12 protein-coding genes and 4 tRNA genes are annotated in these 15,496 nt (G+C 45.0%); 3 read left to right on the top strand and 13 right to left on the bottom strand.

The window, feature by feature from the left end; genetic code table 11:
• Nucleotides 1–614: 614 nt before the first annotated feature.
• The 8 genes from VXQ92_RS12370 to secA form a co-directional block, all read right to left on the bottom strand.
• Nucleotides 615–691: transfer RNA gene (locus VXQ92_RS12370), tRNA-Pro, on the bottom strand.
• A 17-nt stretch (nt 692–708) separates the two neighbouring features.
• Nucleotides 709–784 (bottom strand) — tRNA-His (locus VXQ92_RS12365).
• A gap of 37 nt (nt 785–821) precedes the next feature.
• Nucleotides 822–898, bottom strand: a tRNA-Arg gene (locus VXQ92_RS12360).
• Nucleotides 899–932: 34 nt separating this feature from the next.
• Nucleotides 933–1,009, bottom strand: a tRNA-Pro gene (locus tag VXQ92_RS12355).
• A gap of 154 nt (nt 1,010–1,163) precedes the next feature.
• Nucleotides 1,164–2,231, bottom strand: coding sequence for a quinolinate synthase NadA (gene nadA, locus VXQ92_RS12350; RefSeq protein ID WP_416681926.1), 1,068 nt, complete (start codon nt 2,229–2,231; stop codon nt 1,164–1,166).
• Between the two features lie 153 nt (nt 2,232–2,384).
• Entirely contained in the window at nt 2,385–3,605 is a 1,221-nt protein-coding gene (gene argJ, locus VXQ92_RS12345) for a bifunctional glutamate N-acetyltransferase/amino-acid acetyltransferase ArgJ (protein ID WP_416681924.1), read from the bottom strand.
• 157 nt (nt 3,606–3,762) lie between these two features.
• Nucleotides 3,763–4,116 (bottom strand): hypothetical protein, encoded by a 354-nt coding sequence (locus VXQ92_RS12340; protein ID WP_064095185.1) that lies wholly within the window; start codon nt 4,114–4,116, stop codon nt 3,763–3,765.
• Nucleotides 4,117–4,254: 138 nt separating this feature from the next.
• Nucleotides 4,255–6,981: a preprotein translocase subunit SecA gene (gene secA, locus VXQ92_RS12335; RefSeq protein ID WP_416681921.1), complete on the bottom strand. Its 2,727-nt coding sequence runs from the start codon at nt 6,979–6,981 to the stop codon at nt 4,255–4,257.
• Nucleotides 6,982–7,312: 331 nt separating this feature from the next.
• Here secA and VXQ92_RS12330 point away from each other — a divergent pair, with 331 nt between their 5' ends.
• Entirely contained in the window at nt 7,313–7,954 is a 642-nt protein-coding gene (locus VXQ92_RS12330; protein ID WP_416681919.1) for a peroxiredoxin, read from the top strand.
• 124 nt (nt 7,955–8,078) lie between these two features.
• Nucleotides 8,079–8,687: a dual specificity protein phosphatase family protein gene (locus VXQ92_RS12325; RefSeq protein WP_416681917.1), complete on the top strand. Its 609-nt coding sequence runs from the start codon at nt 8,079–8,081 to the stop codon at nt 8,685–8,687.
• Here VXQ92_RS12325 and VXQ92_RS12320 read toward each other — a convergent pair.
• From VXQ92_RS12320 to trpA, 4 genes are read right to left on the bottom strand one after another with little or no spacing between them, the layout of a single operon-like run.
• A complete protein-coding gene (locus VXQ92_RS12320; RefSeq protein WP_416681915.1) occupies nt 8,684–9,700 on the bottom strand; it encodes an SPOR domain-containing protein in 1,017 nt (338 codons plus the stop codon). The genes VXQ92_RS12325 and VXQ92_RS12320 overlap by 4 nt on opposite strands.
• Nucleotides 9,697–10,980, bottom strand: coding sequence for a bifunctional tetrahydrofolate synthase/dihydrofolate synthase (gene folC, locus VXQ92_RS12315; protein ID WP_416681914.1), 1,284 nt, complete (start codon nt 10,978–10,980; stop codon nt 9,697–9,699). Before folC ends, VXQ92_RS12320 begins: the two co-directional genes overlap by 4 nt.
• A complete protein-coding gene (gene accD, locus VXQ92_RS12310) occupies nt 10,977–11,873 on the bottom strand; it encodes an acetyl-CoA carboxylase, carboxyltransferase subunit beta (protein ID WP_064095191.1) in 897 nt (298 codons plus the stop codon). Before accD ends, folC begins: the two co-directional genes overlap by 4 nt.
• Entirely contained in the window at nt 11,870–12,673 is an 804-nt protein-coding gene (trpA, locus tag VXQ92_RS12305; RefSeq protein ID WP_064095192.1) for a tryptophan synthase subunit alpha, read from the bottom strand. Before trpA ends, accD begins: the two co-directional genes overlap by 4 nt.
• Nucleotides 12,674–13,038: 365 nt before the next feature.
• Between trpA and VXQ92_RS12300 the strand changes: the two genes are divergently transcribed.
• Nucleotides 13,039–14,373, top strand: coding sequence for a Na+/H+ antiporter NhaC family protein (locus VXQ92_RS12300; RefSeq protein WP_416681912.1), 1,335 nt, complete (start codon nt 13,039–13,041; stop codon nt 14,371–14,373).
• A gap of 49 nt (nt 14,374–14,422) precedes the next feature.
• Here the strand turns inward: VXQ92_RS12300 and VXQ92_RS12295 are convergent, their stop codons facing one another.
• Complete coding sequence (locus VXQ92_RS12295) at nt 14,423–15,460, bottom strand: AraC family transcriptional regulator ligand-binding domain-containing protein (protein ID WP_416681911.1); 1,038 nt, start codon at nt 15,458–15,460, stop codon at nt 14,423–14,425.
• Nucleotides 15,461–15,496: the final 36 nt, after the last annotated feature.

The raw sequence follows: 15,496 nt of genomic DNA, 5'->3' as shown, positions 1-15,496 counted from the left end.
TAATCTTCATCACCGCCGATGGATGTGCATTCTACAGCATTTCACATCCCTTGCAACCCCATTTTTTAAATAATTCAGAAAAAACCTAACGACTGTTTATTATTTCTGCAAAATATACATATATGTATACTTTTCAATCTGAAATATTCTTTTTTTAACACTACAAACTTCTATTTTCACAATCTCATTATTAAAAATAATCTTTATTTCTTTATTAACTGAAAAATTACAATTTATGCTTCTTATTTTTTATGCCCTTTAATATCTTTTTAAAACTATTGTTTTGGAATAATTTAAATAAACCTTGTGTCGAAAATAATTGCTAATCCCAAAAAAAGTTCATTAATCAGAAGATCTTTTCTAATCACAGTTATTGGATATTCAAATGAAGAATGAAGAATGAGGAATGAGGAATGAGGAATGAGGAATGAGGAATGAGGAATGAGGAATGAGGAATGAGGAAATATTATTTTAATAACTTTAATAACCAGATAATTGATTAGTTATTTTTAACCCCAAATACTTATCCTTACTCACTTTAAGCCAAACATAGATTTCAGGCATAAAAAAACCGCTTAACGCGGTATCTTTTATCTCGACCATCTTGAAGGAGATGGTCGGAGCAGTAGGATTCGAACCTACGACCCCCTGGTCCCAAACCAGGTGCACTACCAGGCTGTGCTATGCTCCGAATTCAACTTTAAAAGTTGGGGTGAATGACGGGATTCGAACCCGCGACAACTGGAATCACAATCCAGGGCTCTACCAACTGAGCTACATCCACCATTATCACATTTAGTTCTTAATATCAAGCCACCAAATGGCGCGCCTGACAGGATTCGAACCTGTGACCATCCGCTTAGAAGGCGGATGCTCTATCCAACTGAGCTACAAGCGCTTTACTGATGCTAACATCATTTGCCTTGAAGAATTGGTCGGAGCAGTAGGATTCGAACCTACGACCCCCTGGTCCCAAACCAGGTGCACTACCAGGCTGTGCTATGCTCCGATTCATCTCAGCTTTTGTATCGAACATCTCGTTCGGTACGGTGTGCATTCTAGGCGTGACGCCCTGAGACGTCAACACCTATATTTAAAAAAAATCGAAAAAACACTTCAAGCGTTTATTTATCAAGCATTTCAGACATTTTTTATACAAATTTCTAGCGTTTTAAGCTGGCGCTAAAATCTAACATTCGATCTAGGGGTAATTTGGCTCGCTGAGCTAAAGTGGGGTCCACATGAATCTCCTGATCACGATGCTGCAAAACCTGCAAAATTCCATCAAGTTCGTTCATTGCCATCCAAGGACAATGTGCACAGGAACGACATGTTGCTCCTTCTCCAGCGGTTGGAGCCTCAATCAGGATCTTATCCGGGACAGCTTGCTGCATTTTATAGAAGATGCCACGGTCTGTTGCCACAATTAATCGCTTGTGCGGTAAAGTTTGGGCTGCCTTGATCAGTTGCGAAGTACTCCCAACTGCATCTGCAATTTCTACCACGGACATGGGTGATTCCGGATGTACCAAAACTGCCGCATCTGGATATAAAGCTTTCATACTAGCAATACCGCGGGAGCGGAATTCTTCATGTACGATACAAGCCCCGTCCCAAAGCAGCATGTCAGCTCCGGTTTTGTTCTGAATATAACGTCCCAGATGCTGATCCGGTGCCCATATAATTTTTTCACCCAGACTGTCCAGATGCTCAATAATTTCCACTGCACAACTTGAGGTGACCACCCAATCGGCACGTGCTTTCACCGCAGCAGAAGTATTGGCATAGACCACTACAGTATGATCAGGATAAGCATCACAGAACTTGCTAAACTCATCTACAGGACAGCCCAGATCTAGCGAACAGGAGGCTTCCAGAGTAGGCATGAGTACCGTTTTTTCAGGTGAAAGGATTTTTGAAGTTTCACCCATAAATTTCACACCTGCCACCACAAGCGTCGATGCTGGGTGATCGCGACCAAAACGTGCCATTTCTAGTGAATCCGAAACACAACCACCTGTAAGTTCGGCCAGCTCCTGCACTTCAGGATCACAATAATAATGCGCGACTAAAACCGCATTCTGTTTTTCCAGCTCGGTCTGAATCTGGGCAAATTTTTCCTGTTTGGCTTGTGCACTGATCTGATGCTCTTTGGGATCTCCTAAACGATCTAAATGCGCCTGCACAATCGATTTAGCTTCATTCGCTATTAATTTAGTCGCATCATTCATAACAACTCTTACTCTACCCTCATGGTTCATTATTCAATGAACCTTTCACCCTACATCCCGGTCATCTCTGGCGATATGCTATTTTTGACCAGTCATTAAAAATCATTAAGTATAAAAAAAGCCCCGCAATGGAGGCTTTCAAAACAATCTGGATTATGAACGATAATCTGCATTGATTTTTACATAATCATAAGATAAGTCACAGGTATAGACCGTATCTTTTGCTTCACCCCGTCCAAGATCAACACGAATCGTCATTTCAGCTTGTGCCATGACACGTGCACCTGCCGCTTCGGTATAATCTGCTGCTGCACCACCATCTTTGCAGATTTGTACATCATCTAACCAAACCTGAATTTTTGCAACGTCTAAATTTACTACACTGGCATAACCAATCGCAGCCAGAATACGCCCCCAGTTTGGATCAGAAGCAAAGATCGCAGTTTTAACTAGAGGTGAATGGGCAATGCTATAGGCTACATCACAGCATTCCTGGGTATTGGCACCCCCCTCGACTGTGACGGTAATAAATTTGGTTGCACCTTCACCATCACGCACGATCAGTTGTGCAAGGCGTTTCATGATACGCATCAGTACTTCTCGCACCGCTGCATAACGCGAATCTTCAATCGAATTAATTTCGACACCACCTGCCTGACCTGTAGCGATCAAGATACAGGAGTCATTGGTTGAAGTATCACCGTCAATCGTAATACGGTTAAATGACTGGTTTACTGTCTCAGACAAAAGCTGCTGTACCAGTTCACGGCTGATCGGCGCATCTGTGGCCACATAGCCCAACATGGTCGCCATATTTGGACGAATCATGCCGGCACCCTTGGAAATACCTGTCATGGTATAAGTAATACCATCCAGTTCGAACTGTTCGGATGCACCTTTCGGTGTGGTATCCGTGGTCATAATTCCTGTCGCTGCATCCATCCAGGCATCATCACGCAATGAATCCAGGGCTGGCTGTAATCCACTGAGCAAACGTTCCATTGGCAACTGCTCGCCAATCACACCTGTTGAAAACGGTAATACTTCTTCAGGTTTTACTCCGGCCAGCTCGGCCAGTTTGGCACATGTCGCTTCTGCATTTACCATACCTGTCGGGCCAGTACCCGCATTGGCATTACCGGTATTAATGACGAGATACCGTGGATTGCCTATCTTTAAATGTGCTTTTGACACATGCACCGGGGCTGCGCAGAAGGCATTTTGAGTAAATACCCCTGCAACATTGGAGCCGGCAGCCAGTTCAAATATCACCAGGTCACGTCGGTTCTGATAGCGTACATAGGCTTCAGCCGAACCAATTTTAACCCCTTTCACCACATGCATCTGTGGCATAGATACGTCACCAACTGCCATTTTAAAATCCAATCTTGAAGTTTCAGAAAAATACAGCTTAGTTGATCTGCAATAAAAAATCGAGCCAAAGCCAGAGCCCGCCTAAGATTTATTATAGATTTTCACAATAAAAAACCAGTCATCAAGACTGGTTTTCATATTTTTTAATGAGATATTTTTAGTTTTGTGCAATTTGTCCAGCTTGATTCAATAAAGCCTGTTTGGCCTGTTGCTGACTTACGCTTGAAAGAGCGGGATTTGTAGCAACAATCCGGTCTGCATTTGCTGCATTGGCCGCTGCAATCGCAGCAGTCTGCAATACAATCGGACGATTCTGGTTAGCAAAGGTATAACTGATCCCCGTACGTGGACTGACTACCGTCACTTGTGTATCCGTGCGTTGCACTTGGGCAGTGGTCGTACCCACCGCTTGCTCAACCTTATCCAGTGTTGTGGTAGATGGAGTCTGTGCAAAACTTAATACAGGCATTGCCAAAGCAGCAATCATGAGCGTTTTTAATACTTTTTTCATTCAGGTTCTTCCACTTTGAGGTGTTGAATCAGCCATTAAATAGCATTTAATTCCTAAGACTGCAAACAGTATTCAATTTCTGAAAAATCTTCATACATAAAAAAATCAGAGCCATGTGGCTCTGATTTCTAATCCAGTTTAGATCTTGCCATGACACTGTTTGTATTTCAGGCCTGAACCACACGGGCAAGGTGCATTACGACTTGCCGGCGCTTCAAAGACTGGCGCTACAGGATTCGCCTGAGCATTCTGTTCGGTATCCATCTCATGTTCACCTGCAAGCAAGCCGTCAAATTCCTGATGAGATAGCTGCAAACGCATTGCCTCAGCCTGTGCCTGTTGCTGTGCTTCCATTTGGGCCAGTTCTTCAGGGGTCGGTACGTGGATACGCGACAGATCTGTCACTACATCGGACTTAATCGTACCGAGCATGTTCACAAACAGGTTATAAGCTTCTTTTTTGTATTCCTGCTCTGGATTCTTCTGTGCATAACCACGTAAATGAATCCCCTGACGCAAGTAGTCCATAGCCGCCAGATGTTCTTTCCAGTGACGGTCCAGAGAATTCAGCATAAAGTGACGTTCAAGCGATGCTGCAGATTCTTCACCCATTTGCTCACGACGTGAACGGTAGCGATTCAGCACTTCATCTGTAATACGCTCGACCAAAGCTTCTTCATCCAGACGACGGTCCTGTTCCAACCATTGTCCGACAGGAATATCTATTGACAGGTCTTCACGCAACGCCAGTTCCAGCCCTTCAATATCCCACTGGTCATGAATCGATTCAGGTGGAATATAATTGGCGATCACACCCTGCATCACTTCACGGATCATTTCTTCAATATAATCCTGCAATGAGCTTTCCGCCAGGATGTCATCACGTTGGCTATAAATAATCTTACGCTGTTCGTTATTGACGTCATCGTATTTCAACAGGTTCTTACGAATGTCAAAGTTACGTGCTTCCACTTTACGCTGGGCATTTTCAATCGACCGAGATACCATCTTGTGCTCAATGGCTTCATCTTCCTGTAAGCCCATGGCACGCATCATACCGACTACGCGATCACCGGCAAAGATACGCATCAGGTCGTCTTCCAGTGACAGGTAGAAGCGCGATACACCAGGGTCACCCTGACGGCCGGCACGGCCACGCAACTGGTTATCGATACGGCGTGATTCATGACGTTCGGAACCGATAATATGCAAACCGCCCGAATCCAGCACTGCCTGATGATTGACCTCCCATTCTGCTTTCAGACGCGCTTCATCTTCAGGAGTTGGGTTTTCAATTTTCGCCAGTAATGCTTTCCAGTTACCACCGAGCAAAATGTCGGTACCACGACCGGCCATGTTGGTAGCAATGGTTACAGCACGTGGTGCACCCGCTTGGGCAATAATATCGGCTTCACGCTCATGCTGCTTGGCATTTAGCACTTCATGTTCAATGCCAGCTGCTTTTAGCTTGTCCGAAAGGATTTCAGACGCTTCAATGGTGGCTGTACCAATCAGAATTGGCGCAACACCTGCTTCATGCACACGCTGAATTTCTTGAATAATGGCGTTATATTTTCCTTCACGATTTAGATAAATCAAATCGTTCTGGTCATCCCGGATCATTGGACGGTGCGTCGGAATCAGCACCACATCCAGACCATAAATTTCTTTCATTTCCGCTGCTTCAGTATCAGCAGTACCGGTCATACCGGACAGTTTTTTATACAGACGGAAATAGTTCTGGAAGGTTGTGGTTGCCAGAGTCTGGTTTTCCGGCTGGATTTCCAGTCCTTCTTTGGCTTCTACGGCTTGATGCAAACCTTCAGACCAACGACGTCCCGGCATGGTACGACCGGTATTTTCATCGACAATAATCACTTCACCATCGTTAATGATGTATTGCACATTGCGTTGATAAAGATAATGGGCGCGAATCGCTGCAGTGACATGATGTAACAGGTTCAGGTTCGCCGCTGAATACAGGCTCTCACCTTCAGCCAGCAGACCCATTTCAATCAGTTCACTTTCAATGGTTTCAAAGCCCACTTCAGTAATTTCAACTGAACGCTGTTTTTCATCAATCCAGAAGTGGCCACCGTCCGGCACTTTTTCTTCTTTCTGTGGTTTTAACTTTGGTGGAATATTATTAATGGCTGCATAAAGCTGTGAAGAGTCTTCACTTTGACCAGAAATAATCAGTGGGGTACGTGCTTCATCAATCAGGATCGAATCGACCTCATCGATAATGGCATAGATCAGACCACGCTGTTTTTTCTCGGCCAGCGAGAAGACCATATTGTCACGCAGGTAGTCAAAACCGAATTCGTTATTGGTACCGTAAGTAATATCGGCACGATAAGCTTCAGCTTTTTCCATCGGATTTTGCATGGAATAAATGATACCGATGCTTAAGCCCAAAAATTCAAATAATGGACGGTTTAACTCGGCATCACGCTGTGCCAGATAATCGTTCACGGTAATGACATGCACACCTTGACCACTGATGGCATTCAGATAGCAGGCCAAAGTACCCATCAGGGTTTTACCCTCACCGGTACGCATCTCTGCGATTTTGCCTTCATGCAAGGTAATACCGCCGATCAGCTGCACGTCATAATGACGCATGCCCATCACTCGCTTAGCGGCTTCACGACAGACTGCAAATGCTTCAGGAAGTAATTTATCAAGGGTTTCACCCTTATTATATCGTTGTTTGAATTCTTCAGTTTTTGCAGATAAGTCTGCATCGCTCAGGGATGATATCGTCGGCTCGAGCGCATTAATCTTGTCTACGATTTTACGCATGCGTTTGAGTTCGCGCTCATTTTTGGTACCGAAGATTCCTCCGATCAGACTTGCCAACATGAATAGACTCTCTAAATCTTGCTTGTCAAATGAATATGTTCTTAGTCGTTATTATGGTGCTAGAAATTTGAACTACAAGGGTTTTGCTGTAAAACCGCTAAAAAAATCTGATCCTTAGTTCTAGCCCTAAGATCTAAGGCAAAGTAATGTAGCAAATTTTCCCTGTGCAACATAGTCAATTAATTGACTGATTTTTGCACTTCTGGATAGATGGATATCTTGCTTATGCAATTTATTCATAAAGAAAGATAAAAACACTATTTTTAATTATATAAATATTGGTTCATATTAAATCTTATCTCTCCATTAAAAAACCAATTGAGGCAAAAAGATGAGTTTACGTCTAGGCGATACCGCACCGAATTTTGAACAGCAATCCAGTGAAGGCCTGATTAATTTTTATGATTTTCTGGGTGATAGCTGGGGCATTTTATTTTCACACCCTGCCGACTATACACCAGTATGTACCACTGAACTTGGCTATACCGCAAAACTGAAAGACGAGTTCGCAAAACGTGGCGTGAAAGCGATCGCCCTGTCAGTCGATGATGTTGAATCACATCATGGCTGGATTAAAGACATCAATGAAACCCAGAATACCATAGTGAATTTCCCGATTATTGCCGATCAGGATCGCAAAGTCTCCGAGCTGTATGACTTTATCCATCCGAATGCCAGCGAAACGCTAACAGTTCGTTCTTTAGTGGTCATCGATCCCAACAAAAAAGTCCGTTTGATTATTACCTATCCTGCATCGACAGGGCGTAATTTCCATGAAATCTTGCGTGTCATAGACTCCCTGCAACTCACCGATAAACATAAAGTGGCCACACCAGCAAACTGGCAGCAGGGTGAGGATGTCGTGATCGTTCCTTCATTAAAAGATGAGGAGGAGATCAAGCAACGCTTCCCTAAAGGTTATACTGCGGTAACGCCTTATTTAAGGCTTACGCCGCAACCTGAGCAAAATTAAAAGCGCTATCATAAAAAACAAGAGAACTATCACTATAAAGCCTGTCTTCGGATAGGCTTTTTTATATTCAAAATTTCGTATTCACTTTAAACTTTAAAGGACAAAAACAACAATCAGGGTTTGTATGAAAATCTGTATATTTCCAATCATGATGAGTGGCTACCTCCTGACCACAGGTTGTGTGACCACGCCCGCCCTGCCTGCGCATGAACGTCCTCAGCATTGGGGAAAGGCAATTCATCAGGAATATAATTTTCATCAAATCAGTAATTTTGTCTATCGTAGTGAACAGCCTTCATCCGAACTTATTTCTTTATTAAAACAGCATCACATCGATGTGGTTATTAATTTACGTTCACGGGATCAAGACAGCATCATTTTAAGCAATGAAAAATTTCAGCTGCATCATGTACCCATCCATACTTGGGCACTTGATCGGGAAGATTTATTGAAAGTTATGTTACTGATCCAGCAAGCACAACAAAACAACCAAAAAGTTTTACTGCATTGTTATCACGGTTCAGACCGTACCGGTGCCAGTGTCGCCATGTACCGGATTATTTTTGAATATTGGTCGATTGAGCAGGCGCTACAGGAAATGAAACATGGCGGTTATGGCTTTCATGCAATTTGGCGTAATATCGAAAAGTTATTCACGCCTGAAAATGTAAAATGGATTCGCGAACAGCTCGCAAATCCATCTACAGAAACTTCGACTAGCCAAAATAATTAACGCTTATCTAGTGGCACCCAGTCATTGACCCAAGCTGATTTCATATTCAGGCTGGCATCAGACGTGATTTTCTTGCGGAGTGCGTCTGCAGTATCACGGTCTTTAGAGGGTCCAACCATGATACGTATGCCTTTAGAAGTAGGACTTTTGGTGACCTTGTAACCTTTGGCACGCAGCTTGGCTGCCACCGCATCTGCATTGGCTTCATTCGCAGCCAGTGCCACCTGCACCATCCATTGCTTGTCCTCTTCTCCTTCCAGAAGTTTACGTGCCTGTTCAGCTTCTGCTTTCTTCTTGGCTTCTTCAGCTTTACGCTTTTCGTCGGCTTTACGTTTTTCCTCGGCAGCTTTACGTTCAGCTTCTTTCTTTTCAGTCGCTTTACGCTCTTCCTCGGCTTTACGTTTTGTTTCAGCCACCTTACGTTCTGCTTCGGCTTTTTGCTGCTGCTCTAACTTGCGTTTTTCTTCTACAGCTTTGCTTTCAGCCGCTTTACGCTCTGCTTCTTTCTTGGCTGCATCAGTAGAACTATTGGCTTTTTGTTGGTCCAGCTGCTGCTGGGCTAACTTTTTTTCTTGCAGTGCTTTTTCTTCAGCCAGACGTTTCTGCTTGGCCTGTTCGTCTTCCACCAGTTCTGGCGGAATATTATCGGAACTTTGCTGTCCCATACGGTGTGCATTCAGGGCAGCATATTCTTCAGCCGCTTTACGCGCAGCATCTGCTTCAGCCTGCTGTTGCATCGCTAAAAATTCGGCTGCACGTGCTTCCTGCTCTGCAACCGATTTTTCCCGGTCACGACGTTGCTGTTCAAGTAAACGCTTTTCTGTTTCCACATCGACCGTCAAAGAACCGAGCGAATGATTGCCTGTCTCTTTATTTTCAACTTCCGCAGCCTGTGCCGGATTTTGCTGACGGTCATGATTGATTTCATCTTGGCCTTTCAGGAGTAATGCTGCCAATAAAACACCACCACCGAGTAAAACAACACCGCCCATCCAGCGCTGTTTGTTATTCATTGACATTCTTCCAAATACTCCCATACCGCTTCTAAGGTATGAAATGATCCACATACCAAAATCAGCTGATTATTATCTGTTTGATCCAGTGCTGATTTAAAAGCTAATTTTACATTGTCAAATTGTTCTACCGCCTCACCGCTTAAAGCATCAGCCAAAACTGTGACCTCTGCCGCACGCGGAACGGATAATGGTGCAATTTTCCACAATTGAACTGTGTCTTTCAATAACTTGGCGACAGAATTTATATCTTTATCTGCCAGCATTGAAAATACGCAAATAACTTCATTATATTTTTGATTATAATTTAAATAACTTCGCAACTGTTTCAGCAGAAATTCGACCCCATGCGGGTTATGCCCGGCATCAAAAATCACGGTTTTATTCTGGATTTGACGGATTTCAAACCGTCCCGGCAATTTTGCCGTTTGAATGCCTTGTGCAATTGCCTGCTGGCTGACGTTTAATCCGCTCAGCAGGATGGCGGCCACGGCGGTAGAAATATTATCCAGCGCCAGCGATCCTGTTGGGAATTTTAAGGTTGTACCCGAAGAAGCAAAAGCCCAGCTTTGGCCATCTTCAAACGCTTCATAAAAATAATCCCGGTTGATTGCATACAAGGGCGCATTGCATTCTTGGGATGTATCCAGAATGGCTTGCGGGATCTGTTGCTGTCCACCAAATACCACGGGAATATCCGGGCGGATAATTCCGGCCTTTTCAAAAGCAATTTTCTCGATGGTGTCACCAAGCCAGTCGGTATGATCCAGACCAATATTGGTAATTACCGCAACATCGGGATTGACCACATTGACCACATCCAGACGGCCGCCCAGGCCGACTTCCAGTACCCAGACATCACAGCACTGATCTTTAAAAATCACAAAGGCGGCCAGTGTGGTGGCTTCAAAGAAAGACAGGCTCAAACCGCATTCGCGACGAGCCTGATCGACCTGAACAAAAGCATCAATCAGCAACTGATCTTCCACCTCAATGCCGCGTAATTTCACGCGTTCATTAAAGCGATACACATGTGGAGATTGATACAGCCCGACCTTGAAGCCTTGCGCATTCAGAATCGCGGCCAGTGTGGTAGTGGTTGAACCCTTACCATTGGTTCCTGCCACCGTCAGCACTTTGGCCTCTGGAGATGTCACGCCCAGCTTTTCAGCCACCGGAATGACACGTTCCAGACCTAAATCAATACCCGTAACGTGAACATGGCTCCAATAATCGAGCCATGTATTTAAAGAATCTGTTGCTAAGGGTGCTGTGTTCAATGCAAATTCATCAACTTTGTAACGATACGATAAACTGTATCACGTAATGCGTGACGGTGAACAATCTGATCGATTACCCCATGATCAAGCAAATATTCCGCGCGCTGGAACGGTTCTTCCAGTTTTTCACGTACGGTCTGTTCGATCACACGTTTACCGGCAAAGCCAATCATCGCTTTCGGTTCGGCAAGATGTACATCACCCAACATTGCCAATGAGGCAGTTACACCACCGTATACCGGATGAGTCAGTACGACCACATAAGGCAGACCTGCTTCTTTTAAACGCTGGATCGCAGCCGAAGTACGCGCCATTTGCATCAGGGACAACATGCCTTCCTGCATACGTGCACCACCAGAAGCAGCAAAACAGATCAGGGGCTGACGGGTTTCAATCGCACGTTCTGCTGCCTGAACAAAGCGGTCACCCACTACTGTACCCATCGAACCACCCATAAAGTCGAATTCAAACGCACAGGCAATCATCGGTACGCCTTTCAGCAAACCTTGAATCACGACCAGTGCTTCAGTTTCACCGGTTTTCTTTTGCGCTTCAGCCATACGGTCTGGATAGGCTTTGCTATCGACAAATTTCAGTGGATCTTTGGCTACAAATTCCTGACCCAGCTCTGTTTGTACCTGGTCAAAGAACCAGTTCAGACGCTCACGGGCTTTCATACGCAAATGTTCATCACATTGCGGACAGACATAGGCATTGAATGACATGGCAGTACGGGTCACCAATGCATGACATTCAGGGCACTCAATCGTAGGCTCGGTAAATGTCGCTTTATATGCCGTTTGCTCATCGGGTACCTGAATGCCCGGAACAGTACGCTCCGTCCATGGGGTCGATGGGCTCAGAATTTTGCCTGATTTCAGTTGTTGACTCATACTAACTCATCGAGCGCTGCTCGAAGCTCCTTGACTTTATTCACCGTCGCAATAACGGCTTGTTCTGGTGCGAGCGTTGCAAACTGCTTTACAAACGCACTACCCACAATAACTGCATCGGCAGCAACACCCATCGCTTTCGCAGATGCAGCATCACTGATACCGAAACCTACGCCTACAGGAACATCAGTCACAGCTTTAATCTTTTGAATGCGTGCAGCGGCTTCAGAAACATCTAAAGTTGCTGCACCGGTCACGCCTTTCAGTGACACATAGTAAATAAAGCCGCTGGCCTGTTTTGCTACATGTTGAATACGTGCATCGGTTGAAGTTGGTGCCAGCAGGAAAATCTGATCCATGTCATATTTTTCCAGTACCTCACCCAGACTTTTTGCTTCTTCTGGTGGCAAGTCCACCAGCAGTACGCCGTCTACTCCACATTCATAGGCATAAGCCACAAACTTTTCATAGCCAATTACTTCAACCGGATTCAGATAACCCATCAGCACCACTGGTGTTTCGCGGTCTTTCAAGCGAAATTCTTTCACCATATGCAGTGCATCCAGTGTATTGGTCCCACCAGCCAGAGCACGTTCAGCCGCCAGCGCAATCACCGGTCCATCTGCCATCGGGTCTGAGAAAGGAAGTCCCAGCTCAATCACGTCGACACCCGCATCCACCATCTCATGCAACAAAGGCACCGTAATTTCTGGATGCGGATCACCAGCCATTACATAAGAAACTAAAGCTTTACGCTGTTGAGATTTAAGTTGTGCAAATCGGGCGGCTAAACGTGACATAGGGTGATATTTTCCTTAACGTGTTTCAAACTTGAGGCATTGACTATGTAGAAATACAAGACATCGCATTGTAACGCTATTTTTTGTCCAATGAACAGTCTGCGATACCGACCTCGAGTACTTCATTTCCTGTGCGAAGATTTCAAAACAATTCGGAAGAGTCTATTTACGATTATTTTGATTTTTTTCACAATGATCAAAGATGCCTAATTTTGCTATTACCTAAAATCTTGAATATTTAGATAAACTTATTTTTATCATATAAAAATTAATAAAAATGCAGATGTTAGCGCATTCATATAAAGTTTTCTGAAATTGCAAAACCTGCTTTATACTAGTCCTATTCTCTTACTTTTTTATCTCCTATGCAGACTGATTCTGAGGCGACAGTGCAGGCACGCGCCATTGCACTGCTGCCGCTTATTGTATTTTTAACCATATTTTTGGGTAGCGGGATCTATCATTCCCTGATCGGAACCGAGTTCGCGTTCTATCAGGTGAAAGCGCCTGTGGCTGCCCTGCCTGCGATTATCTTGGCTGCATTAGTGTATCGCGGCAAACTCAACCAGGGCATTGAGGAATTCATCAAAGGTGCCAGTCATCCGAACTTAATCCTGATGTTTATGGTGTTTATGCTGGCCGGTGCCTTTGCCAGCGTCAGTAGTGCCATTGGCAGTGTGGATGCCACTGTGCAGATGGGCTTGTCGGTGATTCCACCCACATTTATTCTGCCGATGCTGTTTGTGATCTCGGCCTTTATTGCCACGGCGATGGGTACCTCCATGGGCACCATTGCAGCCTGTGCGCCGATCGCTTTTGGATTTGCCGAGGTCACCGAGATCAATGTAGTTTATGCGGTTGGTGCGGTCGTTGGTGGTGCCATGTTCGGTGACAATCTTTCAATGATCTCGGATACCACCATTGCTGCAACGACCAGTCAGGGCGTACAACTGCGTGACAAATTCAGAGTCAATGTCTGGATTGCGGTTCCTGCCTCAATCGTGACTATTTTGATTTACGTGTTGAGTAGCGGTAGTAGCAATGCAGTGGAATACAAGGACTTCAACTGGCTTCTGGTCTTACCTTATATCGCCGTATTTATTTTAGCCTTTAGCCGTTTACACGTTCTGGCTGTGCTGACCATTGGGGTACTACTTTCCGGCTTGTTTGGCCTGTTTGCCACAGCTGAATTTGATCTGCTCAAACTGAATACTTCAATTTATGATGGCTTTGTCGGCATGTTTGAAGTGGCATTATTGTCCATGTTCCTGGGTGGCCTGTCGGCGATCATGCAACGTGAAGGCGGTTTACGCTGGCTGATCGAGCGTATTTATAGCCTGACCCGTCTGTTTAAAGTCGGTCAGCAACGTGCTGGCGAAATCGGGATCAGCTTCTTGGTAGTATTTTCGAATATTTTTGTGGCCAATAATACCGTGGCGATTATTCTGTCTGGAGATATGGCACGTGAAGTTGCCAAAGAATACGGTGTAGATCCCAAGCGTTCTGCGGCACTGATGGATATTTTCTCCTGTGTGGTGCAAGGGTTGATTCCCTATGGCGCACAGTTACTACTGGCCTGTTCTATTGCAAAAATCTCACCGGTTGAACTGATTGGTGGTGTGTACTATTGCTGGATTCTGGCCATTTTTGCGATTGCGGCGATTGCATTTAGATTCCCCAAGATCAAAGCCAGCGCTTAACCTCACCATTTTCTTCAAATAAAAAAGCGACCTGTTTGGGTCGCTTTTTTTAGCTGCGCTGTTGGTGTAACTGCCTTTTGCGCTCTAACAATGTCTGTCCGGTGGCTGCCTTGTAGGCCCGTGCCAATGCCGACTGGTCAGAATAATCCAGCTGCTCGGCGATCTCGCTCAGCTCCATTCCCTGTTGCAACAGCAGCTCGCAACGTTTAATCCGCTGCTGTTCCAGCAGTTTTTTAAATGAGGTGCCATGGGTGCTGAACAAGCGCTGCAGACTCCGTGTCGACATCAGCAGCTGCCGGGCAAGCTGTTCAACTTTAATGACCTGATGCCGGGTACGGAGCTGTTCGGCAATCATTTGCTGGGCCTGCTCCAGATGACTCTCAACTAGTGGCTTGGCTGCAATGGCCTGTTCTGCCTGATGTACCAGCAACTGCAACAGCATAGGATCTGCCTGCTCAGACCGATGTGCCAGTCCTTGTAAATCCAGTTCTATGCCGTAGTAGGCTTGGGAAAATTTCACCTCGCTGGCGAAAAACTTTTGATAATGCATTTGTTTCCTATCGGGCGCATGGGCAAAGCGTACACAACGGACTAACAGTTGATGATCCTGTAAAATGACACGTCCCAACTGCACCATCGCGGCCATGGTCAGTTCATTTAGCAGATTATATTTTTCGTCCAGATAGGCCCAGTATAATTCAATACTGTGTTCATGCTGCTTCAACTGCAAAGGTACAAACTCACCGCCATCAACCACCAGTCGTTGAAAACGCATGATATGGCGAATCATTTCCGCAACGCTGCTGCTGCGCGAAGCCATATAACCGAGCACACCAAAATGTTCTGGGCGAATGACTTGTACAATCTCGAAAATCAGCTGCGGACAGTTTAAATACTGCCGGGTTGTTAAAAGAAGCTGATTCAATAATTCCAGAGGCACTTGTGTGGCAAAAGGCTGATCAATCAGGGGAACAAGCGCTTCATGTACATCTTGCAGAAAGTCAGCTTTTAAAGGCTCAATTTGCAGACCACGCAGATAGGTCGCCCAGAGTTGAATATAACCATTGGATATTTTAATTTCTTGCATGCGCGCTTCTCGCTGCCTGCTTTAGTCTGAGCAGTT

It is taken from the genome of Acinetobacter sp. 228 (assembly GCF_048147885.1).
Note: the sequence above shows the minus strand (reverse complement) of the source record. Positions and strands in the feature narration are given on the sequence as shown.

Excerpts from the sequence above, each read along its gene's own strand:
- VXQ92_RS12340 (WP_064095185.1), bottom strand. The coding sequence starts at position 4,116 with ATGAAAAAAGTATTAAAAACGCTCATGATTGCTGCTTTGGCAATGCCT.
- accD (WP_064095191.1), bottom strand. The coding sequence starts at position 11,873 with ATGAGTCAACAACTGAAATCAGGCAAAATTCTGAGCCCATCGACCCCA.
- secA (WP_416681921.1), bottom strand. The coding sequence starts at position 6,981 with ATGTTGGCAAGTCTGATCGGAGGAATCTTCGGTACCAAAAATGAGCGC.
- VXQ92_RS12295 (WP_416681911.1), bottom strand. The coding sequence starts at position 15,460 with ATGCAAGAAATTAAAATATCCAATGGTTATATTCAACTCTGGGCGACC.
- VXQ92_RS12320 (WP_416681915.1), bottom strand. The coding sequence starts at position 9,700 with ATGAATAACAAACAGCGCTGGATGGGCGGTGTTGTTTTACTCGGTGGT.
- VXQ92_RS12300 (WP_416681912.1), top strand. The coding sequence starts at position 13,039 with ATGCAGACTGATTCTGAGGCGACAGTGCAGGCACGCGCCATTGCACTG.
- VXQ92_RS12325 (WP_416681917.1), top strand. The coding sequence starts at position 8,079 with ATGAAAATCTGTATATTTCCAATCATGATGAGTGGCTACCTCCTGACC.
- nadA (WP_416681926.1), bottom strand. The coding sequence starts at position 2,231 with ATGAATGATGCGACTAAATTAATAGCGAATGAAGCTAAATCGATTGTG.
- trpA (WP_064095192.1), bottom strand. The coding sequence starts at position 12,673 with ATGTCACGTTTAGCCGCCCGATTTGCACAACTTAAATCTCAACAGCGT.
- argJ (WP_416681924.1), bottom strand. The coding sequence starts at position 3,605 with ATGGCAGTTGGTGACGTATCTATGCCACAGATGCATGTGGTGAAAGGG.
- VXQ92_RS12330 (WP_416681919.1), top strand. The coding sequence starts at position 7,313 with ATGAGTTTACGTCTAGGCGATACCGCACCGAATTTTGAACAGCAATCC.